Below are 22,104 nucleotides of genomic sequence, written 5' to 3'. Positions count from 1 at the left end.
ATTTCCAAATGTTTTTTTGGTTTACTCTATTTTACTTGTGAAAGCTTGGGAATATGCATTTTCCGCGTTTTGGCAAGCCGGCATTCTTTTTTTGAAAAAATAAAACAGACCATCGTTTTGATGGTCTGTTTAGAAAGTGTACCGTTGATGGCTTATTCATTTGACAGGCTTGAGACGATACATTCTGCACGGCCGGCGATTGTAAATTCTCCAAAGCCCGCAGGCAGCAGCATGTGATCTCCTTTTTTAAAAGAAAAGTCGTTGCCGCAAGACGCGTTGATTTGACCTTCCCCTTCTATGACGCTGACAAGAAGAAACGGTTTATCCTGTTTGAAACAGGCTGATCCTTTTACATCCCATTTTGCTACTGAGAAATAAGGACACTCAATCAGTGCGGCAGTCTTGACATCACCCGATGTTTCATATTGAACGTCTTCGCGGCCAGGCGAAGACGGGACGTCGATCACTTCTATGCTTTTTTGCAAATGGAGCTCGCGCAGGTTTCCTTCAGCATCTTTTCTGTCATAATCATATAGTCTGTAGGTTGTGTCTGAATTCTGCTGCGTCTCCAAAATCAAAATGCCTTTTCCGATCGCATGGACGGTTCCGCTCGGCACATAGAAGAAATCTCCCGGCTTCACTTTGACGCGGCGCAAAAGTTCGTTCCATTTCCCGTGTTCGATCATTGAGACCAGTTCTTCCCGCGTTTTGGCATGGTGGCCGTAAATGATCTCCGCATCTTCTTTGCAATCAATGATATACCAGCATTCCGTTTTTCCAAGCTCCCCGTTTTCGTGCAGTTTTGCATATTCATCGTTTGGATGCACTTGTACGGATAGGTCTTGGTCGGCGTCCAAAATTTTTGTCAGAAGAGGAAAGCGGTCTCCCTTTATATGTCCGAATAAATGGCGGTGTTCATTCCATAATTCGCTGAGTGTGAGCCCCTTATACATGCCGTTTTTCACGACGCTTTGCCCATTTTGATGGGCGGCGAAAGCCCAGCACTCCCCCGTTTGTTCGGATGGAATCTCGTAGCCGAAAGAGGCTAAAGCCGTGCCGCCCCATATTCTTTCTTTAAAAACAGGCTCGAAAAATAATGGTTCAGTCATGATAGGCATCCTCCTTTTTTAGATGATTTCATCCAGAAGTTTGTATGCTTCTTCTTTTGTTTGAGCAGAGAGAAGCTTGTCCCTGTAGGTGTCATCCATCAGTTTTCGGGAGAGCATTTGCAGAAGCTTCAGATGCTCGTTTCCCCCGCTTTCTTTCGGGACGGCGATCATAAAGATCAGTTTGGCGTCAGTTCCGTCAAGACTCTTCCAGTCCACGCCTGAACGTTTGATGCCGAATGCTACACTCGGCTTCTTGACGGCGTCAGACTTCCCGTGCGGGATCGCGATGTTCATGCCGATCGCCGTTGTCCCCTCTAGTTCGCGGTTCATGATCGCTTGTTTAAATTCGCTTTCCGAATGCAGTGCGCCTTTACGGGACAATTTTTGAATCATTTCATCGATAATGTCGTTTCTCGTATCCCCTGATAAATGAGGTTCGATCAAATCTGTATCGATGATGTCTGTGAGCTTTTTAATTTCCGGTATTTCGGATTTTTTGCTTTCTGTTTTTATTTCGATGTTCGGCTGCGGAATGTCATGATCTGCAACAGTTTCACTTACCCCTGCGGGAGCGGCTGCGACCTCTTTTTTGAGTACATTGACCAAAAGAGCGGTGACCAGGGATCCGGCAATAACGGCGATGAAGAACATCAACACATGATCGACAGCGCCAAGCACTGCTACAATCGGTCCGCCGTGGGCGACTCTGTCCCCTACATTACCGATCATGGCGATCACGGAACCAGTCATTGAACCCGCCATAATACTTGGGATGACGCGAAGCGGGTCCTGTGCAGCAAACGGTATGGCACCTTCAGTAATGCCGAATAACCCCATTGTAAATGCTGCTTTTCCCATTTCTCTTTCTTGCGCCTGAAATTTTCTTTTTCCTAAAAACGTTGCGATGCCAAGCCCGATCGGAGGAATACAAATGGCGACGGCGATCGGACCCATAATTTCATAGTTTCCTTCACCGATCATGGCTGAACCAAACAGGAATGCCACTTTATTGACGGGACCGCCCATATCAAACGAAATCATCGCCCCTAAAATTAATGCCAGAAGAATCGAACTAGAGCCCTGCATACCAGCCAGCCAAACTGTCAATGATTCAAAGATTTGCGCGACAGGCGCGCCGATCAGCAATACGAACGCCAAGCCGACAATAAGCGAGGAAACCACCGGTATGATGATGATCGGCATGATCGGCTGAATGGCTTTTGGCACTTTTAATTTTTTGATGGCCAGCGCCGCATATCCGGCTAAAAAGCCCGCGATAATGCCGCCGAGGAACCCCGCACCGCTTACGCTGCCGTAAAAGCTTCCCGTCGCTGCGATGTATCCGCCGATCATTCCCGGCACAAGCCCCGGTTTATCGGCGATGCTGTAGGCAATATAACCGGCTAAAATCGGGATCATGAATGAGAATGAGGCAGCCCCGATTTGCTCAATCGTTTTCCAAAAAGATTCATCAGGAATCACTAACCCTTTCGGCGTTTTTTCACCTCCAAGCGTCAGTGCGACCGCAATCAATAATCCGCCGACGACAATGAAAGGAACCATAAACGATACACCGTTCATTAAATGCCGGTAAATCGGATTTTGCTTTTTCTCAGTTTGAGCGGAGGCTTCCGTTTTCGCAGCCGAACGATAGACAGGTATATCGCCGTTGATCGCTTTTTGTATTAATTCTTCCGGTTTTCGGATGCCTTCCTGAACACCGACAGCCAGAAGTTTTTTCCCGATAAAACGGTCTTTGTTGACCGAGCGGTCTGCGGCTATGATAATCGCGTCTGCCTCGCGGATTTCCTGCTCGGTCAGCTCATTTTCCACCCCGATGCCGCCTTGTGTTTCGACTTTCATTTGAACGCCCATTCGATCGGCCGCTTTTTGCAAATTTTCCGCAGCCATATACGTGTGGGCAATTCCGTTTGGACATGATGTAATCGCTAACAGTTTCATGCGAATCCTCCTTCTGAAACTAAAGTAGTGAGCAGCTCTTGTCATTACTTTATAATAAAAACATGCGTGTAAAAGCGTTGTTTTTTACCGCATGTTCCGGAAAAACCGGCTTTTTTAAAAAAACCGGACTGCAATAAGGGGCGACTTGTAACACTTGGGACTGATTGTGAAAATGTGCCGTATTGCAACAATTGGGGACTGAAATTTTTCGAAGAGGTGTAAAGTGAGGACATTCCTTTTTAATGAAGGATATCTCGAAATCAAGAAAATCAAGGTTGAACTTGTCAGCAAATCCCTGCTGAACACGAAGATGTTTCCACTACAATGAAAAACTATGATCTTCGAATCAAATATTTATGTAAAATCACTCTTTTATTCAAAAACCAAGATCCCTTTCTTGAGGGGTTTTGCTTTTGAGTGAAATGTAAAAAAGAAAGTATTTCCTCCTATCATGTCGAGAGAATTAAATATTGAAACTTATTCTTTAATTTTCCGTATATCAATATAAAATGGCATCTAATGCGGGGAGGAATATTCGTTGGCTGAAAAGCAAAAAAGGGTTCCATTTTTTAAAAAATATTGGGTTTCTCAAATTGGTGTATTTTTATTGTCACAGATAATTTTTATTACATTTGAAACAACAGGATGGATACCTAATTATAGAGAGATTGATGGAACACTATTTGGGAGAATTACGGAATCGTCAATTTTTAAAGAATGGTTTACTTTTTATGAAACACCACAATTAAATTTACTTACTGTCTTTTTTGGCGTCTTCTTTCTTGTGCCAGGAATAATAAGTGCATTAAAAAACGTATTTTCGCCTAGACACTATAGTAATAACTCTAAATAACCGTGATTAAAAATAAATATGGTTGATTAAAATGAATAAATTTGAGAGGGGTTTTGCTTTTGAGTGAAATTGAAAATCACTTTGTCTCTAAACAGAGGCAAAGCGATTTCGGCAACATTAGCTATTGGGTAAATCTATACGTGCAGGCGTGCTAGTCCTTGTTCACTAATATCCTCCTCGTGTTACACCTTACGAATTAGAATTACTAAATAATTGCTTAACTTTATAAGCAATTACAGCGAGGTATAAAATTGCAATAAACACTAATACTCCAGTGCCAAAATCAGTTTTTGATACTAAATAAAGACTGATCAGACAGAAAATAATGTACATCACAATATCAAAAACATTTTTCTTGTTGTACATCAAGTTCCCCCCATTAAGCAATTGATTCTAGGTGCATATTTGATGCAACCCTGGAATAATAAATTTTTATATTATTGGAAAATAAATAACTTTATAGTAATTATCGGCTTTAAAATTTCTCATTATGCCTAACTCTAACACGTTGCCTTTTCGTTTTACATAAAAAGTCCAAAATTTGAGTAAATTTTCCCGATGTAATGGTTTGTGTTTTTTATAAAGATCAGAACTATTCATTCATTTTGAAAAACATTCAATTCATATGCTCATTTCTCTTTTAAAATACTTATCTCATAGTTAAAATTCTTAAATTGTAGGAACGTTATTGATACTCTCTTCATAAAGAGGTAACTATACGGATGCGGAAATGAGAGGCAGCCCCATTGTAACTGGAAAAGATGCTGGAAAGTTTCTCAAGAAGTACTACGTAAGAACAGAAAAGTTGAAGCCCGGAGAGCCCAAATAAAACAGTTAAATCAAAAAACATCCGCAGCAATTTAACAAAAAACATAGAATCGCATTGAAGATGTTAAGCGAAAATGAAGTTCTTCCCTCTAACTAAAAACAAAGTTGATACTTTAATAAAGCCTTTCTCCAAAGAATATATTTTAATTACACATTGAAAAATCTAATTTTATGGACAACATAACCCTTTGTTGTTGGGCTTGCAATAAAAAAAGAATAGGATAAAGCAAAACTGCTCACCTATCCCATTCTGTTGTCTGTATATCGATCTTTTCTTGAATGTTGATGAAGGTCAGAACCCCGCCTTTAATAATCCAAATAAGATAAAAATTTCATCACATTTGTTTCTTTCGTCAGCTTTTGGATGAAAGCCGGCTGCTCGCTTAAGCTGGACAGCTCTTGAAACAATTGTTTTGTCATGTTTTGATCCTCGTGTTTGACAGCCAGCATAAAGACGAGCGATACTTTTTCAGAGCCCCAGTCAAGCGGCTCTTTTAATGTGGCGATCGCAATGGCTGATTGTTTAATCAATTTGGCGTTCGCGTGAGGAATGGCGATGCCCGCTCCGATGTTTGTCGCCGACATTTTTTCTCTCATGACTGCCTGTACAGCATATTCTTTTTCTACATAGCCTTTCTCGTATAAAGCCATCGCCAGCTGTTCAATCAGCTTGTAGCGGTGTTCTGATTCTTGCTGCAGGAAGACGAGGAAAGGAGTCGTGTCATTCAGCACTTTAAACGTTTTTTGTGTTTGCCGGGACGATTCACCGAGCTGATCCATAAAAGCGCCGAGCTTTTTCTCATCGGCCGACTCGAGCAGCGGAGATACAACGATATGGGGAATTGATAAATCCTCCAGGCTGACCGTTGATATGACAAGATCGATATCTTCATGTCGTGCAGTATAGTCCGCCAAATCAGCTTTTGCGATGCAGTCCATCACGGCAATTTGGTGGAATTTCCGTTCGATTTTTGTCCGCAGCAGCTGTGACATCCCGATGCCCATATGACAGACAATGATCGCTTTTTTATGCTTGTCTTTTCCATAGCTGGAGCGCTCGATCGCCGCTTGGAAATGCAATGTCAGATAGGCGGCTTCTTCCTCGGGAATCGAAAGTGAAAACGTTTGGTTGATGTCTTCAAGAGCATCAATGACAATATGAAACAGATAAGGGTACATTTTTTTGATATCGTTGAGCATCGGATTTGATACGGAAAGGTCATAGCTCAGCCGATTTAAAACGGTATTAAGGTGAACTTTCAATCCATTGATCAAAACCCGGTCCTCGCGGAAATTCATCATTTTCAACTCTGAGACACGATGGATTAAATATTCGACAACCTTTGGAAGCAAAGGGTTTTCCAGTCCGCTCTCCCCTTCTTTCCCAAATGGGTAACGGACTTTGCCGCCTAATATATGCAATGTTAAATAGACGGCCTCTTCTTCAGGAAAGCGGATCGCAAAAACCGCTTCCAGCCGTTTTAAACAAGCAAACGTCCACTGAAATTCTTTTTTCTTTTTGACTGCATCTATTTCCCCTGGAGAAATAGTAATCGGCTGTTTCATTTTGATGCGGCGAATCATCAGCAGTGTATGCAACAGTAAATTTTCGAACGTTTCATCAGTGAAATATAAAGAATGTCGCTTTTGCAATGATCTGATTTCGCTTTTAACAAATTCCACTTCATGACTTAAAAATTGACTTTTAATAAATCGGCTTGTAAACTCCGGGTTGTCAATCAACTCCGAGATGCGCGCCAGCGCTTTTCTTTTATTTTTTTCACTCCCTTCGATCTTTAAACCGAGGCGCTGCTTGGACACCAGAGTGAGGCCAAACCGCTGGAGCCAAACTTCGATTTGATTCAAATCCCTTTTGATGGAAGACTTATTCAAGAAGTGCTCGGCAGCCATTTCTTTTGCAGAAACCGGCTTTGGATTCATTAATAACTGATAAGCGATTTGCAACATCCTTTCTTCATCGGATTGCTGCTGTGCGGCGTGATGTTCGGTATATAACTGCCGGCTTAAACGGACCCTTTCATGATCTTCAATATTCAAATAAACGCCCAGTCCCGGTTTGCGAATCAATTGAGCATCAGAATGCTGATTGAGATAATCTTCAATCGTTTTCAGATCATTTCTGATCGTTTTTTCAGAACACTTTACCCTGTCTGCGAAATCTTGTACGACTAAATAGTCTTCAGGTTCAGATAACAACAGATTCAGAATGTCTTTTTGCCTTGTATTCATATCTCTCTCACCTGTTTTTCTATCCTTCCCTAAAAAGAAATGATAGTATAAGTATACTACAAACGTAACCGTTTACATTATACAGTGAAATAAAAGGGCCAAAAGTTTCGTTTTTTACCGAAACTTCCGGAAAAAATGCTTTTATCAACACGAGAATTTTTCTTTTATAGGAATTTTTTATAATAGATGATAGTGGGAGGAAAGTAAAACAGCCGTACGGTTCTGAGCAACGAAAAAAGGATCAGCGGAGTTCCTCCCGCTGATCCTTAAACTAAAATTCTCTTTTATTATAAAAGCTGAGCGATATCGCATATGAAACAGAGATCATCACGAGCAGTACGCCAACCAAAAGGATGAATGTGCCCGCATTTGACATTTCGCTCAGAAAAGCCGTTAATTTTTGGCTTAGTGCAAGGTTTTCCCCCGCATTTATAAATTTAAATAAGGCCGTCCCTCCAAATATAATGACGAAAAATATGATAATGTTCGCCATTTTGGACTTCAAATAGCCGTACTTAAAAAGCAGCGGAAATGAGATCGAGCTAAATAAAGTAACAGCCACAACAGCACCCATGACGCCTGAAAGTGTCAATGGGAAATCAAGCGGCAAGTGCAGCATATGTCCGATAGCATTGATCAAAGAATAGAAGAGAATGGCATAAGCCGCATAGACATAAACCGATACATATTTTGATAAGACGATGATGTTTCTTTTAATGGGCAAGCTGATCAGGATTTTATCACTGTTGTTTTTGTCTTCTAAGGAGCTTGCGCCTAATGCCAGCTGATATGTGACAGCCAAAACCGCCACTGTATATCCGACAAGCTCAAGCTGCGACAATGTAAAAGTGAAAAATATCATCAATAACAGCGATAGTTTCATTGCCCTTTTCTGCATTAAAATATCCTTTTTAATAAGATGATACATGTTGATCACTCCTGCCGGTTGAAAATACCAAAATATCCTCCAAAGTCGGTTTTTCGATCATGACGGAATCCCCGAAATGCTGAACGACTCCCCGCTTATCTTTGGAGAGCGCTTCGAAGCCATAGTTGTTTTTCTTGATGCCGATTAAGGCGTCTTCGTTTCCTTTATGCAGCGTATCGAGGTCTCCTTTTACAATGCAGTACTCCTCCAACAGCTCATCTTTTGTTTTGCTCAGTACGAGCCGGCCGTTATGAATGAAAGTGATATAGTCCGCTACTTTTTCTAAGTCAGAGGTAATATGCGTCGAAAAGAAAATCGACTTGTTTTCATCCTGCAGCAATGTTTGCAGCACGTCGAGGAGCTCCGATCTGACAAGAGGATCAAGTCCTGATGTCGGTTCATCCATAATCAATAATTCGGCATGATGGGAAAGCGCGACCGCCAGTGAGAATTTCATCTTCATCCCTTTTGACAAGTTTTTGATCTGCCTGTTTAAAGGGAGCTGGAAGTCTTTTGCGTACCGCTGAAAAACAGCCTCATCCCACTTTTTGTAAAACGGTCTGATGATTCCTTTCATTTCGTTCGGCGTCAGTTCTTCGTAAAAATGATTTTCATCGTAAACAAAGCCGATCCTCTGCTTGATTTCGATATTGTGCTTTTCATTGTCGAGACCGAAAATGCTGATGTCCCCTTCGTCTTTTTTGATCAGGTTCATGATCAGCTTGATGGTTGTGCTTTTTCCGGCTCCGTTCGGGCCGATAAAACCCATAATATATCCTTTTTCAAGCGAGAAATTGATGTTTTTTAAAGAGAAATCTTGATAATGTTTTGATACATTTTTTAATTCCAGTATGCTGGTCACTTTTACCACTCCTCATAAACCAGTTTGAGCATCTCTTGGAGTTCCTCGTATGTAAAGCCGATTTGTTTCGCTTCAGTGACGGCTTCTGCTATGTGTTCTTCGATCAATTTGACTTTTGTTTCTCGAAGCACGTCTTTGTTGATGGCTGCGACATACGAGCCCTTTCCTGCAACTGTGACGATAAACCCTTCTCTCTCCAGCTCGTCGTAGGCTCTTTTTGTTGTAATTACGCTGATTTTAAGCTCTTTGGCCAGGTTTCTGATCGATGGGAGCGCCTCTGATTCCGAGAGTTCTCCCTTGACGATTTGATCTTTTAATTGGTTGACGATCTGCAAATAAATCGGTTCATCCGATGAATTTGAAATGATGATATTCAATGCATGACATCCCTCTATTCGTTATAACTGTATATATACAATATAAACAGTTATAACACCTTTGTCAAACAATAACAAAACAATACATATTAGCAGCGGAAAACCTCCTGCTTCCTGCACGGCGGTAGTGATTCGGTAATATTGATGAAATAAGGAAGCAGATCATACAATTGTTTATCTTCTTGCCTGTAAAAAGGAAAAATTGAATTAATAAATCCCAATTTCTCAATGTGGCACAGAGAAATTGGGATTTTTTCAGTGTTGAAAATCAGCTTTTTGGAGCAAATCCTCTTAGTTATACTCCAGAATAGGCGGAGAATCCTCCATCGACCGGTATGATGGTTCCAGTGACAAATCGCGAGGCTTTATCGCTTACCAACCATAATAACGTTCCGATTAGATCTTCCGGAACTCCAAATCTATCCAACGGCGTCTGGTTGATAATTTTTTGTGCTCGCTCCGTATACGTTCCGTCTTCATTGAGCAATAGGCTCCTATTTTGGGCGGTAAGAAAAAAGCCTGGGGCAATGGCATTGACCCGAATTCCGACTTTTGACATATGCACAGCAAGCCATTGGGTAAAGTTACTGACGGCCGCTTTTGCACCGCTGTAGGCGGGAATTTTCGTCAGCGGCGTATAGGCGTTCATGGATGAGATGTTAACGATCACATTTCCGTCGTGATCAGCCATGTCTTTTGCAAATACTTGAGTGGTTAACAGTGTGCCAAGAAAGTTTACATCAAATACAGACCTTACACCCTCTATTTCTAAATCAAAAAACGTAGTCAATTCTTTAGTATTCAAGTCCTTTTTATATAAATATTCTTTATCTGTTGTTCCCTTTGGATGGTTGCCGCCTGCACCGTTAATTAGGATATTGCATCTGCCGAATGTTCTGTTAATGAGTTGTTTCGCTTGTTCAAGGCTTTGTTTATCAAGGACGTTTGCTGTAACGGCAAGTGCTTCGCCTCCGTTTTCTTGGATCTCTTTCGCTACTCTGTCTGCCGATTCAGCTCTTCGGCTGACTACTGCTACTTTTGCACCGCATTGAGCTATTGCTTTAGCGAAACAGCTGCATAAAATGCCGCCTCCACCTGTCACTACAGCCACCTTATCTTTCAAGTTGACATGAAAAGGAATCTGCACATTCATCCCTCGTCTCTGCATTTTAGTTAGTGCTTGTTCATTTATTGCATTCAAAGGCTATCCGCTTCTTTTCTTTCGTCAATGTTTCCCACATTCCATTTAAATACACTGCACCCAGCGCACGGTCATATAAACCATAACCCGGTTTACCGGCCTCTCCCCAAATCATTCTTCCATGATCCGGTCTGGCTGGTCCGGCAAAATCTATATCTCTTAATGCTCTTACGATTTCATACATATCTAAAGAACCGTCTTCTGAACGGTGGGAGGATTCTTGAAATGACTTTTCTCCGATGATCTTAATGTTTCTCAGGTGCACAAAGTTGACTTTTCCTTTTTTTCCGAAATAACGAATCAATTCCGGAATATCATTTGTTGAATTCACACCCAGTGACCCGCTGCATAAACACAAACCGTTAAAGGAGCTGTCATAGAGATTAATCAATCGCTCCAAATTCTCTTTGTTCGTTATGATTCGAGGCAGTCCAAAGATAGGCCATGGCGGATCATCCGGGTGAATCGCCATTTTGACTTGTTCATTTTCTGCCGCCGGTATAACCGCTTTAATAAAATACGAAAGATTTTCCCATAAATCCTCTTCCGTCATGTGCTGATATTGTTGAAAAAGATTCTTTAGCTGTCCATCTTCATAGCTTGTGTCCCAACCGGGAAGTTTTAGTTCACCATGTAATGGATTCATTTGTCTAACTTTTTCTTCTTCATAAATTAATGCTGTAGAACCGTCTTCTAGTGCATAGTCTAAAGAAGAACGAGTCCAGTCAAATACAGGCATGAAATTGTAACAAACGATTTTAACTCCCGCTTTTGCCAAGTTGCGTATCGTCGTTTTATAGTTTTCAATATATTGATCTCTTGTCGGAAGACCTAATTTAATATCTTCATGGACAGGTACACTTTCAATGACACTTAACGATAGACCATGATTTTCAATTTTTTCTTTTAACTCTACAATTTTCTCATAAGGCCATGCTTCCCCTACAGGAATATCATAAATGGCCGAAACAATTCCAGTAACGCCGGGAATTTGGCGAATATACTCTAATGTGACCGGGTCGCTGTCTCCGTACCATCGAAACGTCATTTGCATGGTTCTCCCATCCTCTTCCCTCTTTTTATTTAACATTCGATGCCATAATTTCGCATGACAATAACAATATATTGGACCGATTTTCTAAAACAGAATTTGCTGATTAGTATTCCCTTACATAATTTTCGTGATAATTATTCATGTAGCTTGCCGGGATGTAACCGCGGACAAAGATTCTTGCCTCGAGTAATGGAAAACATTATCATCATGTGGCCTTCATCTTTTAACCACACGGCAAACTGTAAGAAAACTCTCCGTTCTTGCTTTCCAGCTCTGTGCCATTTACGATCAGTTTTCTCTTTTCTCCATTTGGTACGTGAAAAGTGAGTTGATCATACGGTAACTCGTATGTTCCTTCCTTTTGTATTGAAAGTTTGATCCCGTCTTCTGTTGTTTCCATATCGACATGAATAAAGGCAAATGTATAAGTATATTCATTTGTTAACCCATCATCTTCATACAAACGATAAGTTGATTTTCCTTTTCCTTTGAATGGAAATAACAAAAATCCTCTTTCATCTTGGTTCTTTGTTTGGAATGTCACTTTTGCATCATTTACCGGAACGATCGCTCCCGCTTTCGCTAATAGCGGAGTATAATGTAATGGTGCCGGCAGAACGACTGTCTTTCCTCCTTCATACCAAGTTCCCGTATGGAAATCGTACCAGCCTTTTTCATGGTTCGGTAAATACACCTCCCGCTCCGTCATTCCTTTTTTGACGACAGATGCAACCAGCAAAGATTCACCAAGTATAAATTCATCGTTTTCTTCAAATGTTTTCTCATCATGTTCAAAATCATAAAATGTCGGTCGAATGATCGGCTGATAATGTTCGTGCGCCTCATACAGCGCGGTGTAAATGTAAGGGATGATCTTATGTCTAAACTTAATGAGTTCACGGATTTCATCGATTGTTTCAGGAAACATCCATGGTTCATTAACTGTCCCGTCATCGTTCCACGAATGAATGGTAAATCTCGGATGCATGATGCCGTTTTGCACCCATCTTACGAATAGCTCCGGTTCAGGGGCCGGTCCAGAAAATCCCCCGACATCATGGCCGAAATTGTAAATGCCTGATAAACTTAAACCGATGCCAGTTTGAATATTAAATTTTAATGTTTTCCAGCTTGTTCGGTTGTCACCGGTCCAAGTTTGTGCATAACGGTGCATGCCGGGACAGCCGGATCTTGAGATCAGATACGGGCGTAATTCCGGGTTGTGTTCTAGCTGCGCCTCGAAAGACGCTTTCATCATCAAAAGCGGGTGAAGCGCGCGGATCAATTCAAATTCCACTTCTTTGCCGAAGCCGTGACACTTGGCGTTTTGACTCCATATTTCAAACTCGTTATTGTCGTTCCAGGTTGAATCAATCCCGTATTCCAACAGCTTTTCTGTCACTTGAGCCTTCCACCAGTCGAACGTTTGGTGATTCGTGAAGTCTAAATAAGCCCCGATATCATCCCAAAATTGAGCCATTTCCGGTTTTTGTGTTTCTCTGTTTACGATAAACATTTCTTTTTCTTTTAGTTCATCAAAGTACGGATGATCCTTTAGCAAACACGGTTTAATGTTGGCGCATAAACGCACGCCCTTCTCATGGAATTGTTGCACCATCTCTTTTGGAGCAGGAATTTTGCTCTCATCCCAGTTAAAGACATAACGTTTGTCACCGATAGATGTGTATCCTGACGATAACTGAAACGAATCGCATAACATATCATGTTCTTCACAAAGATGAACGAAATTTTTTAATTGTTCTTGTGCATTTGGAGCATCGGTATAGCTCATCGTAGAGCCTGAATAGCCCAGGCTCCATTTTGGCGGCAAGATCGTTTTGCCTGTCAGCCAAGAGAATGTTTCGACTACATCTTTTATTTTCGGACCGGCTATGAAGTAGTAGTCTAAATCCCCTTTTTCGGCCTGATAATAGCGGTACAGTCCATGATAGTTATCAAGCTCTGAACCCATATCAAAAATGGAAGCTGATAGATTATCATAGAAAATTCCATAGGAGATGCCTGTTTTCTTATGGCGTGTAATATAAAATGGGATATGTTTGTATAGCGGATCTGACCGCTCTGCGTCATACCCCATCGCATCGATATTTAACATCCGGTAGCGTTTCCCGTGTTTATCGATGTTTCCCGTTTTCTCGCCAAATCCAAAATATTGTTCCTGGAAATCGCGTTGTAAATAATGGTATACGCCCTTTCCAAAAGCCCCTTCAAAATTATACCCTTGTGTTTGCCGATCGTTTGCAACATTGATCCATTCAGAACCACTGTGATAAAACCAGCTGATCTTAAAACCGTTCAATTGAACATGAACATTGCAATACCGCCATTATTCATAATAATGCCTGATAAAATGAAGAACGGTACCGCTAATAAAGAAAAGCTGTCGATTCCAGTTACCATTTTTTGCGCCGAAGTGAAAATGGCAACATCAAAAGGAAAAATGGTAAGCATTGTTACAATGGACGCCGCCGCAATACTTACGGAAATCGGAACGCCGAGAAACAATAATATGAAGAATACTGCCGATAAAATGAGACCTGCTGCTATGGTCATATCATTTCACCTCTTTTTTTAGTTTTCAAAAAGCCTTAGTCACATCTTTTCTGCTTTTTTTACATCATCACCTGACTTTTGTTTTGAATTGAATTCATGTAAAGATTCATATAAACCGGCCAAGCTGTATCCAATGATGAGTATGCCTGCAGCAGGAAGTGATAGATAAACAAATCCAACCGGTATCCCTAATGCTGCTGAAGATTGCCCCATTGTGGTGATCACTGCTTTTGATCCTCCCATCACCATTACAATCAGAGCAAAAGCAATCAAGAGAATCTGAATGAAAGTATGAAGGAAAACAGCTGCTTTTATTGGAAGTTTTCGAACGATAAATTCAATTGCCAAGTGCTTTTTTTTCCAAAATGCATAGGCACCGCCCAACATAGAAATCCATATCAATGAATAGCGTAAAAATTCTTCTGAAAACGTACTAGGAGAATTCAGTACATATCGCGTAAATACTTGCCATATCGCAACAAAAACCATGACTGCCATTAGTGTGCAAGTCAAACATTCAATCGTTTTATCCACCGCTTTTTTTAAAGTGAGCATATACATCCCTCCCTTATCGAAAAATATTCGATTCGCTCATCCAGAGTTATTTTACTTTTTTAGCTTTCGCACGAATTTCTTTATAGTATTTTCCGATCAATTCTTTTTTGGCAAACTCATCATGAAGCGGGTTTACCGCATTTCGGAATGGAGTCTTGTCTGGTTTGTGGAACTTCACTCCCATTTCCTTTGCTTTCTTAACCGCATTTTCAGTTTCTTCAGCCCATACGATTTTGTGATACTCAGTAGATTCTTTCGCCGCTTCGATCACCGCATTCTGCTGCTCTTCGCTTAATTGATCCTTTTTGTCCAAATTCATGATTAAAATATCCGGAACGATCGCATGTTCTGAGTACGAATATTCTTTTGCCACTTCCCCGTGATTGTTGCTTGTTAAAGCCATTTCGTTGTTTTCGGTGCCATCGATTACACTTGACTGCAATGCTGTATATACTTCTCCATAAGCCATTGGAGTAGGTGCTCCACCCATGAGTTCCACCATTCGAATCGCTGTAGCACTCGGCTGCACGCGAACTTTTAAACCTTTAAGGTTATTTGGATGCATAATCGGTTTGTTCTTTGTGTAAAAGTTCCGTGAACCGGCATCATAGTAGGTTAATCCAATAAACCCTATGTTTTTCGTTGCATCATACATTTCTTTTGCAATATCACTGTCCATGGCTTCATAGAAATGCTGTTTGCTGTCAAATAAATAAGGCAGGCTGAAGATGGAGTAGACCTCTGAAAAACTTTCTAAAGCGCTTGCACTTACTTTAGCCAAATCGACAGCCCCGGTTTGCGTCAATTCAATCACTTCACGCTCTGAACCGAGCTGAGCATTTGGATACAATTGCACTTTAACAGTGCCATTGGTTTTCTTTTCTACGTCTTTTGAAAATTTGAGTAAAGACTTGTGGACGGGGTGCTCCTCATTATGGTTGTGAGCGAGCCGTAATGTTACGGTTTTATCGGTGCCTAGTACATCGCTGCTTTTACACCCCGTAAGCATTCCAAAGATTAAAGCGCATACAAAAAACACGGATAGCATTTTTCTCATGAACTACCCTCCTTGAATCTCATGACTGTTGCTTTCTAACCAAAGATTGATAGCGATTCATGTTTTCTTTCATCGTCATACATTCACAGCGATATTTTTTGATAGCGTTTACAATTTCGCTCGAATAGTGAACGAATAAGCAGAATTTTTGCATTGTATGTTTCGGTTTATCCCCTGAATTCCGTTTCCGATTATGTTCTGTGCGAGACATTAGATGATCATTTTTCTCACACTTCCCCCTCCTTTATGATAAGTTTAACAACGTTGTTAAAAATAAACGCTGCTTCATCATCCGAAAAGTTCTTTTAACAACGTTGTTATTTCCTTCGGCAGATGTATATGATTGTTATTTTATGATGTATCATTTATAATAACAACGTTGTTATTTATTATCATAAAATTATTTCGAAAAATTTGCAATATTATATTTTTAAAGATTTTTTGGAGGATCCAAAATGACTGTAACCATCAAAGACATCGCCCATGCTGCCGGAGTAAGCTATTCAACAGTCTCAAAGGCTTTAAGAAACAGCCCTCTTGTAAAACCGGATACAAAGAAAAAGGTCTTGCAAGTTGCCGAACAATTAGGGTATACTCCGAATTTTGCAGCGAGAAGCTTGGCATCTAAAAAAAGTCAAACGATCGGTCTTGTCTGGCCTACAATTGAAAGAATCGCTTTATCGGCACTTGTTACAAAAATAAATGAAGTGGTCGAAAAGAACAGCTATTCAATGATTTTGTCTGTTAACAAAGCTAAAGAGGCAGTAGAATTGTTCAAGAGTTTTCGCGTGGATGGGATCATGTTTTTTGAAGAAGGCGGCGAAACTCAGCTTAGTGATGATGCTGGATTAACGATTCCTATCTTATCTTATGGAGTGTCGGGTGAACATACACATCCTATTATCGATGTTAATCATAAAAAAGCAATTTACAAAGCCGTTACGTATCTGTATCAACTCGGCCACAAAAACATTAGCTACGTCGGCGACCTCTCCCCTGCCGACAAGCGTCAGATTGAAAAAAGCAAAGGGTTTGAAGAGGTGATGATGGAAGCCGGTTTGAAATTAAGTCGAAATAGTATTTTAAATACTAATGGTTTAAGCTGGTATAACGGTTACACTGCTGCGAAAAAACTATTACAACAAACCAAAAAACCTACAGCAATCATTAGCGGAAGCTACGATATCAGTGTAGGGATTTTACGAGCCGTAAAAGAACAACAGCTCCGTATACCGGAAGACCTATCTTTAATTTCTTATGATAATATTCCTCAAATGGCAAGCCTTGAAACCCCGCTGACGAGCGTCGGGGTTCCAATCGATCAATTGGCTCACAAAATGGTTGATTCTCTGCTGTCTCTTATTCGTGAGCCGGGCTCAATACCATTAACTCAAAAAATGGACCCTGAATTAAACATTAGAATGTCATGCGCTTCTCCAGCAGTTTTAGGTAAAGAAAACAAGTAACATTTAAGTCAGGTCACCTTTTCTTTTTAAAGTGAAAAATCCCCGGCCTGGGGGTTTTTAGTGACCGCATTCCTCGGGTGCATTGATTTCTATATTTTCACATGAACGGCCGCATGCATTCCAGACGTGTTTTTTATATGTTTCTAAAAAATACAAAGCTCAAGTAACAATACCTGAGCTTTGTATTTATTCGCCTGTCTCCGCAAAACGCTTGACCCGCTCTCCAATTTCATCGCGTACACGCTGAAAGAATGCCCATTTTTCTTCTTCTGTCCCTTCTGCTTTGGCGGGATCGTCAAAACCCCAATGCTCGCGCTTGACGTGCGGCGGTGTCATCGGGCATTTATCAGCCGCGTCCCCGCATAGCGTAATGACGAGGTCTGCGTTGTGTAAGATATCGGGATCAATGATATCGGACGTCTGCTCAGAAATATCGATGCCTGCTTCTCGCATGGCTTTGACCGCGTTCGGGTTTAAACCGTGCGCTTCAATCCCTGCACTGTAGACGTTCCACTCGTCTCCGAGGTGTTTCTTCGCCCAGCCTTCAGCCATTTGGCTGCGGCAGGAGTTGCCTGTGCATAAAAAATAGATGGTCTTTTTTGACATTGGTCATCGTCTCCTATCATGTTTAGTGGATAATCAGCAGCCACACATAAAGTCCGGCAAGCGTGATGAACAGGGTTGGAATGGTCAAAATGACACCTGTTTTAAAATAGGTTCCCCAAGAAATCTTTACGCCTTTCAGTGAAAGGACGTGAAGCCACAAAAGCGTCGCCAGGGAGCCGATCGGCGTGATTTTCGGACCGAGATCAGAGCCGATGACATTGGCGTAAATCAGCGCTTCTCTGAGAATCCCGTGTGTGTCGGTATTGTGAATCGCAAGCGCATCAATCATCACCGTCGGCATATTATTCATGAATGAAGACAGGGTGGCTGCAATAAAGCCCATTCCGATTGTTCCGGCAAACAGCCCTTGATCACTGACGGTCTGGATGACCTGTGAGAGAATATCTGTTAAGCCGGCATTTCTTAAACCATATACCACGACATACATCCCGATTGAGAAGAAAACGATCGCCCAAGGCGCTCCCTTCAGCACTTTCTTCGTTTGTACCGCGGGGCTGTTTTTCGCTGTAATTAAGAAAGTGACGGCGATCACGCCTGCGATGATCGAGACAGGGATCGAGAACAGCTCGCTGATAAAGTAACCGGCCAACAGAACGGCTAATATGAGCCATGACAAGCGGAATATTTTCCTGTCTCTAATCGCTTCCGCCGGCTGTTTTACATTTGTCATGTCATAATGCCGCGGAATGCTTTTTTTGAAAAACAAAAAAAGCACGATGATGCTTGCAATAAGCGAAAACAGGTTTGGAACAATCATTCTTGTTGCATATTCGATAAATCCGATGTTGAAAAAGTCTGCTGAGACAATATTGACAAGGTTGCTGACAACAAGCGGCAGCGATGTTGTATCCGCGATAAATCCGCTTGCGATAATAAAAGGAAAAACGAGCTTTTCTTGAAAATGTAACGCGCGTACCATGGCAAGCACAATCGGCGTCAAAATTAAAGCAGCTCCGTCATTGGCAAACAGCGCGGCTACTATGGCTCCGAGCAGGGAGACATAGACGAACATCCGAATGCCGTTTCCTTTCGCTGCCTTGGCCATGTGCAGGGCGGCCCACTCGAAAAATCCGATTTCATCAAGAATCAGGGAGATGATGATGATCGCGACAAAAGCCAAAGTCGCATTCCATACGATTCCCGTCACATCTAATACATCCTGAAAATTGACGACCCCGGCAATTAAAGCCAGCACCGCACCTCCGCAGGCCGACCAGCCGATGGATAGATTTTTCGGCTGCCAAATGACAAGCGTGAGGGTCAGCAGAAAAATCAAAATGGCTAAGACTGTCGTCATCGCGTGTACGCCTCCTTCATAGGTTTCCTCTCCGGACACATCTTATAAAAAAATCGTTATATAAGTCAATGCTTATATAAAAAGTGAAATGAAAAAGAGGGAACCGTCCTCCCTCTGCTTTTTTATTGGCACGAAACGGGTCTTTCTTTTCTTTTAACGGTTTGAAGAACCTCATCGTGTTCATCGATCTGATTGAGAATGGCAAGGACCAATTCGCGTTCCGGAAAGTTGTCATGAAGCGAATAAAAGCGCCATTGCTCCCTTCTTTCTTCCTTGATCATATTTGCACTTTTCAGCTTTCGTAAATGCTGGCTGATGGCGGGCTGGCTTGTTTCAAACATATCGACAAGCTGGCAGACGCAATAAGGTTTCTCCTGAAGCAGTTTCAGGATCAAGAGCCGGGTAGAATCGCTCAATATCTTCATGCAGCTCACCGTGCTTTTCGAATCAAGCTTCGTTTGTACGGTCATGACATTCCCTCCAATCTCAGGCGCTTTGCAGCCGGTATATTGCCTCCATTATATAAATGTCTTTTTATATAATCAAGCGGTGATCATCAAGGTATGGATCTCGTGCCATTCGAAAAATTGAGCGGCCCTTCACTAATCAATTCACCGCTTCTTCGGCCATATGGTTATGATTCGCCTCTCTCATGAAAACGGTAGTTGCGAAATAGACTAGTCATTCAATCCCTTTCCATCAAGAATTTGCTTTGTATATTTTTCAATCCTCGATTCTCGGGTTTTGGATTGTTTTGGTTTAGAAAAATAAAGAATATATGCTCTTTGCCGTCCCGGCGTCAATTCTTCAAACGCCGTTTTTAAAGCTGGGATTTCAGCGAATTTTTTTTGAAGCTCTTCTGGAATCGTATATTCCGCAGCCTTTTTAAACTCTACTTCAAGACCGGCTTTTTCCACTTCAATCGCTTCATTGATGTAAGCTTTCAAGATGGTTTCCATTTCAGCTATTTCTTGTACATTGGTGAATCGAATCTGCCGCGCGGCTTGTACATTCTCCGTCTGCTGGATGAGAATCCCGTTGGGGTCCTTTAACAAGGCGCCTTTATGAAACAAGAGCGCACAATATTCTTTAAATCCATGGATTAATACGATGTTTTTATTCTCGAACGTATAGCAAGGATGCTTCCACTTGAAATCTTCGTTCAGCTCACAGTCAAGAACGATTTGACGCAGCTTCTCAAACTCTCCCTTCCACTTCTCGGCTTTGCTTAAAAATTCATCAACCTTTGGATTCGTTCTGCTATTTGTCATCAAGGAACACTCCTCTTTATATCATAATGTCATTTTAACCTAATCTCGCTCCGCCGACAGCAGAAATATTTTAATCGTTCCGGAGGTACAATATGCTTAGCTTAAAGAAGAGGCGGGTTGATTATGAAATTTGGCATCATGACATTTAATATCCATCATGGAAAAGGAAGGGACCGTCGCGTTGATTTAGAGAGAACAGCCGGTGTGATCGCCGAGAGCGGCTGCGACATCGTCGGCCTTAATGAAGTAGATCAGCATTTCTCCAATAGAAGCGATTACGAAGACCAAATCGGCTCGTTAGCAGAACAATTGAACATGCACTATGCGTACTGCCCCTCCCTTTCATTGAGTTCCGGTGATTCTTCAGTGAACAGGCAATACGGGAACGCTCTCTTAACGCGTTTTCCGATTGTGAAAGAACGGCATCATTCATTCAACTTTGTCAAAGGGCTGATCGAAGGAAGGTCTCTTCTTGAGGCTGATGTCCGGATCGGTGATCGGCTCCTTCGCGTTTTTGTTACGCATTTGAGCCTGAATCCGTGGCTTCACGGCAAGCAGACGGATTTTTTAATCGAGAGGGTTCAAGAGAGTGATCTGCCTGTGATCGTCATGGGAGACTTTAATATGAAACCTCATTCACGGGGGTGGAAAAAGGTCGCGGAAAAACTGGCCGACCTGTGGGATGAAAGACAATACGGACAGGGGTTCACCCACCCTTCGCACCGCCCGAGACGACGCTTGGACTACATCTTCCTCAGCCGGTCTTTTCATGTGTCAGTGGCTGAAGTTGTCGCCGTTGATCCGAACGCTTCCGACCACCTGCCGCTTAAGGGCATTGTCACATATTAAAGGACGGCTTGAGAAGCCGTCCTTTAAGCTTTTGCAATGCCCAGCAAAACGCCGGCTGCGACGATTAATATAATGCCGATGGCGATACCGATCAGCTGCCGCTTCGTTTTCTTTTCGCCGAGCAAAATAATGCCGCCGAGCGTTGAGATGACGATTCCCATCTGCGATAGCGAAAAACTGGTCGCTACGCCGACCCGCGGCTGGGAAATGAATAAAAACATGTTTCCGGCTGCCCAGATTAAACCCGGAATGATATTTTTGATGACGTAAAAATTAAACGGCTTATGCCTGAATGTCAAGATCAAGCCGCCGGCTACCATGCCGATAGCCTGAGGAAAAAGAGCCGCCCAGCCACTGACATCGAAAAGCCGTACGACGACGACATACACGAGATAGCCGAATGTGGAAATCAGCAAAATCACGATTCCCTTTTTCATGTCGCCGGTTTTTTCCTCCGATTTTTGGCTGCGGTCTTCCAGCGATGTCAGCACGATTCCCACGATGATGAAAATCAACGCCAGAATCCCGAGAACAATCGAGATTGTCGTCGCCCACTCGCGAAAAACAAGCACGCCGAACAAAGAAGTGGATACAAGCTGAAGTCCCGTTGAGATCGGCATCGTTTTAGACACGCCGATCAACTTGATGCTTTTCAGCTGATTGGTCTGACCGAGCGCCCAAAATAGTCCGGAGACGACGCCGACGGCAAATATACGGGGGGATAATTCAGGCTGGACGACGAAGTAGATTCCGATTGAAAAAATTAAAGCGCCGAATGTCGTACCGAGCACCTGGCTGTACGGTCCGCCCCCAAGCTTTACATTAAAGAGCACAATGCTTCCCCAGAAAATCGCTGGTAAAATCGCTAAGAAAATGTCCATTTGATGTAAACCTTTCTTTCCTTGTTTTTATCTATTAAGGTGCTCTATTCATGCGATTTTTAACACAAAAAATCCATTTTGAACATTGTCAAAATGGATTGGT

19 protein-coding genes and 2 pseudogenes are annotated in these 22,104 nt (G+C 42.0%); 3 read left to right on the top strand and 18 right to left on the bottom strand.

Going from position 1 to position 22,104, the window contains the following annotated elements:
- Positions 1–152: 152 nt before the first annotated feature.
- Together manA and KI350_RS12435 are read right to left on the bottom strand one after the other, a co-directional pair.
- On the bottom strand, positions 153–1,112 hold the full coding sequence (gene manA / locus KI350_RS12440; RefSeq protein ID WP_025810011.1) for a mannose-6-phosphate isomerase, class I: 960 nt from the start codon (positions 1,110–1,112) through the stop codon (positions 153–155).
- A gap of 15 nt (positions 1,113–1,127) precedes the next feature.
- Positions 1,128–3,071 (bottom strand): PTS fructose transporter subunit IIABC, encoded by a 1,944-nt coding sequence (locus tag KI350_RS12435; RefSeq protein ID WP_020451660.1) that lies wholly within the window; start codon positions 3,069–3,071, stop codon positions 1,128–1,130.
- Between the two features lie 538 nt (positions 3,072–3,609).
- Between KI350_RS12435 and KI350_RS12430 the strand changes: the two genes are divergently transcribed.
- Complete coding sequence (locus KI350_RS12430; protein ID WP_039072747.1) at positions 3,610–3,924, top strand: YfzA family protein; 315 nt, start codon at positions 3,610–3,612, stop codon at positions 3,922–3,924.
- A 189-nt stretch (positions 3,925–4,113) separates the two neighbouring features.
- On the opposite strand, the gene KI350_RS12425 is transcribed toward KI350_RS12430, so the two are convergent.
- From KI350_RS12425 to KI350_RS12375, 11 genes and pseudogenes are all read right to left on the bottom strand, one after another.
- Positions 4,114–4,290: a hypothetical protein gene (locus tag KI350_RS12425; RefSeq protein ID WP_039072748.1), complete on the bottom strand. Its 177-nt coding sequence runs from the start codon at positions 4,288–4,290 to the stop codon at positions 4,114–4,116.
- 768 nt (positions 4,291–5,058) lie between these two features.
- Positions 5,059–7,002: a mannose transport/utilization transcriptional regulator ManR gene (manR, locus tag KI350_RS12420; protein ID WP_212930493.1), complete on the bottom strand. Its 1,944-nt coding sequence runs from the start codon at positions 7,000–7,002 to the stop codon at positions 5,059–5,061.
- A gap of 271 nt (positions 7,003–7,273) precedes the next feature.
- A complete protein-coding gene (locus tag KI350_RS12415) occupies positions 7,274–7,930 on the bottom strand; it encodes an ABC-2 transporter permease (protein WP_020451664.1) in 657 nt (218 codons plus the stop codon).
- Complete coding sequence (locus KI350_RS12410) at positions 7,914–8,783, bottom strand: ABC transporter ATP-binding protein (RefSeq protein ID WP_197197202.1); 870 nt, start codon at positions 8,781–8,783, stop codon at positions 7,914–7,916. The genes KI350_RS12415 and KI350_RS12410 overlap by 17 nt, the downstream gene beginning before the upstream one ends.
- A gap of 11 nt (positions 8,784–8,794) precedes the next feature.
- Positions 8,795–9,169 (bottom strand): GntR family transcriptional regulator, encoded by a 375-nt coding sequence (locus tag KI350_RS12405; RefSeq protein ID WP_020451666.1) that lies wholly within the window; start codon positions 9,167–9,169, stop codon positions 8,795–8,797.
- Between the two features lie 295 nt (positions 9,170–9,464).
- The gene (locus KI350_RS12400) at positions 9,465–10,316 is read right to left on the bottom strand and encodes an SDR family oxidoreductase (RefSeq protein WP_020451667.1); all 852 of its coding nucleotides are present in this window, start codon (positions 10,314–10,316) and stop codon (positions 9,465–9,467) included.
- A gap of 37 nt (positions 10,317–10,353) precedes the next feature.
- A complete protein-coding gene (gene uxuA / locus KI350_RS12395; RefSeq protein ID WP_020451668.1) occupies positions 10,354–11,424 on the bottom strand; it encodes a mannonate dehydratase in 1,071 nt (356 codons plus the stop codon).
- 223 nt (positions 11,425–11,647) lie between these two features.
- Positions 11,648–13,756, bottom strand: a pseudogene (locus tag KI350_RS12390) (glycoside hydrolase family 31 protein); the annotation flags it as partial.
- Positions 13,744–13,998 (bottom strand): annotated as a pseudogene (locus KI350_RS12385) (TRAP transporter large permease subunit); the annotation flags it as partial. The pseudogenes KI350_RS12385 and KI350_RS12390, both read right to left, overlap by 13 nt.
- A 39-nt stretch (positions 13,999–14,037) precedes the next feature.
- On the bottom strand, positions 14,038–14,553 hold the full coding sequence (locus KI350_RS12380) for a TRAP transporter small permease (RefSeq protein ID WP_020451671.1): 516 nt from the start codon (positions 14,551–14,553) through the stop codon (positions 14,038–14,040).
- Between the two features lie 46 nt (positions 14,554–14,599).
- Positions 14,600–15,610 carry a TRAP transporter substrate-binding protein gene (locus tag KI350_RS12375; protein WP_020451672.1) on the bottom strand — a complete coding sequence of 337 codons (1,011 nt, stop codon included), beginning with the start codon at positions 15,608–15,610 and terminating at the stop codon, positions 14,600–14,602.
- Between the two features lie 455 nt (positions 15,611–16,065).
- On the opposite strand from KI350_RS12375, the gene KI350_RS12370 reads away from it, so the two are divergent.
- Positions 16,066–17,076 (top strand): LacI family DNA-binding transcriptional regulator, encoded by a 1,011-nt coding sequence (locus tag KI350_RS12370; protein ID WP_020451673.1) that lies wholly within the window; start codon positions 16,066–16,068, stop codon positions 17,074–17,076.
- A 186-nt stretch (positions 17,077–17,262) separates the two neighbouring features.
- Here the strand turns inward: KI350_RS12370 and arsC are convergent, their stop codons facing one another.
- From arsC to KI350_RS12350, 4 genes are all read right to left on the bottom strand, one after another.
- Positions 17,263–17,682, bottom strand: a complete 420-nt coding sequence (gene arsC, locus KI350_RS12365) for an arsenate reductase (thioredoxin) (RefSeq protein WP_023857526.1) — start codon at positions 17,680–17,682, stop codon at positions 17,263–17,265.
- Between the two features lie 22 nt (positions 17,683–17,704).
- Positions 17,705–19,000 carry an arsenical efflux pump membrane protein ArsB gene (locus KI350_RS12360; RefSeq protein ID WP_059231117.1) on the bottom strand — a complete coding sequence of 432 codons (1,296 nt, stop codon included), beginning with the start codon at positions 18,998–19,000 and terminating at the stop codon, positions 17,705–17,707.
- A 122-nt stretch (positions 19,001–19,122) separates the two neighbouring features.
- Positions 19,123–19,470 carry an ArsR/SmtB family transcription factor gene (locus KI350_RS12355; protein ID WP_059231118.1) on the bottom strand — a complete coding sequence of 116 codons (348 nt, stop codon included), beginning with the start codon at positions 19,468–19,470 and terminating at the stop codon, positions 19,123–19,125.
- 207 nt (positions 19,471–19,677) lie between these two features.
- A complete protein-coding gene (locus KI350_RS12350) occupies positions 19,678–20,271 on the bottom strand; it encodes a YdeI/OmpD-associated family protein (protein ID WP_020451677.1) in 594 nt (197 codons plus the stop codon).
- 123 nt (positions 20,272–20,394) lie between these two features.
- Between KI350_RS12350 and KI350_RS12345 the strand changes: the two genes are divergently transcribed.
- The gene (locus tag KI350_RS12345) at positions 20,395–21,120 is read left to right on the top strand and encodes an endonuclease/exonuclease/phosphatase family protein (RefSeq protein ID WP_023857522.1); all 726 of its coding nucleotides are present in this window, start codon (positions 20,395–20,397) and stop codon (positions 21,118–21,120) included.
- A gap of 23 nt (positions 21,121–21,143) precedes the next feature.
- On the opposite strand, the gene KI350_RS12340 is transcribed toward KI350_RS12345, so the two are convergent.
- The gene (locus KI350_RS12340; protein WP_020451679.1) at positions 21,144–22,001 is read right to left on the bottom strand and encodes a RhaT/GlcU family sugar-proton symporter; all 858 of its coding nucleotides are present in this window, start codon (positions 21,999–22,001) and stop codon (positions 21,144–21,146) included.
- Positions 22,002–22,104: the final 103 nt, after the last annotated feature.

Source organism: Bacillus sp. J41TS8, assembly GCF_018333035.1.
Classification (GTDB): domain Bacteria; phylum Bacillota; class Bacilli; order Bacillales; family Bacillaceae; genus Bacillus; species Bacillus paralicheniformis.
The sequence above is the reverse complement of the archived record's forward strand: the minus strand, read 5'-3'. Positions and strand labels throughout refer to the sequence as shown.

Bases quoted from the DNA above. Each gene is read 5' to 3' on its own strand.
- KI350_RS12435 (WP_020451660.1), bottom strand. From the start codon at position 3,071: ATGAAACTGTTAGCGATTACATCATGTCCAAACGGAATTGCCCACACG.
- KI350_RS12425 (WP_039072748.1), bottom strand. From the start codon at position 4,290: ATGTACAACAAGAAAAATGTTTTTGATATTGTGATGTACATTATTTTC.
- manR (WP_212930493.1), bottom strand. From the start codon at position 7,002: ATGAATACAAGGCAAAAAGACATTCTGAATCTGTTGTTATCTGAACCT.
- KI350_RS12415 (WP_020451664.1), bottom strand. From the start codon at position 7,930: ATGTATCATCTTATTAAAAAGGATATTTTAATGCAGAAAAGGGCAATG.
- uxuA (WP_020451668.1), bottom strand. From the start codon at position 11,424: ATGCAAATGACGTTTCGATGGTACGGAGACAGCGACCCGGTCACATTA.
- KI350_RS12380 (WP_020451671.1), bottom strand. From the start codon at position 14,553: ATGCTCACTTTAAAAAAAGCGGTGGATAAAACGATTGAATGTTTGACT.
- KI350_RS12375 (WP_020451672.1), bottom strand. From the start codon at position 15,610: ATGAGAAAAATGCTATCCGTGTTTTTTGTATGCGCTTTAATCTTTGGA.
- KI350_RS12370 (WP_020451673.1), top strand. From the start codon at position 16,066: ATGACTGTAACCATCAAAGACATCGCCCATGCTGCCGGAGTAAGCTAT.
- arsC (WP_023857526.1), bottom strand. From the start codon at position 17,682: ATGTCAAAAAAGACCATCTATTTTTTATGCACAGGCAACTCCTGCCGC.
- KI350_RS12360 (WP_059231117.1), bottom strand. From the start codon at position 19,000: ATGACGACAGTCTTAGCCATTTTGATTTTTCTGCTGACCCTCACGCTT.
- KI350_RS12355 (WP_059231118.1), bottom strand. From the start codon at position 19,470: ATGACCGTACAAACGAAGCTTGATTCGAAAAGCACGGTGAGCTGCATG.
- KI350_RS12350 (WP_020451677.1), bottom strand. From the start codon at position 20,271: ATGACAAATAGCAGAACGAATCCAAAGGTTGATGAATTTTTAAGCAAA.
- KI350_RS12345 (WP_023857522.1), top strand. From the start codon at position 20,395: ATGAAATTTGGCATCATGACATTTAATATCCATCATGGAAAAGGAAGG.
- KI350_RS12340 (WP_020451679.1), bottom strand. From the start codon at position 22,001: ATGGACATTTTCTTAGCGATTTTACCAGCGATTTTCTGGGGAAGCATT.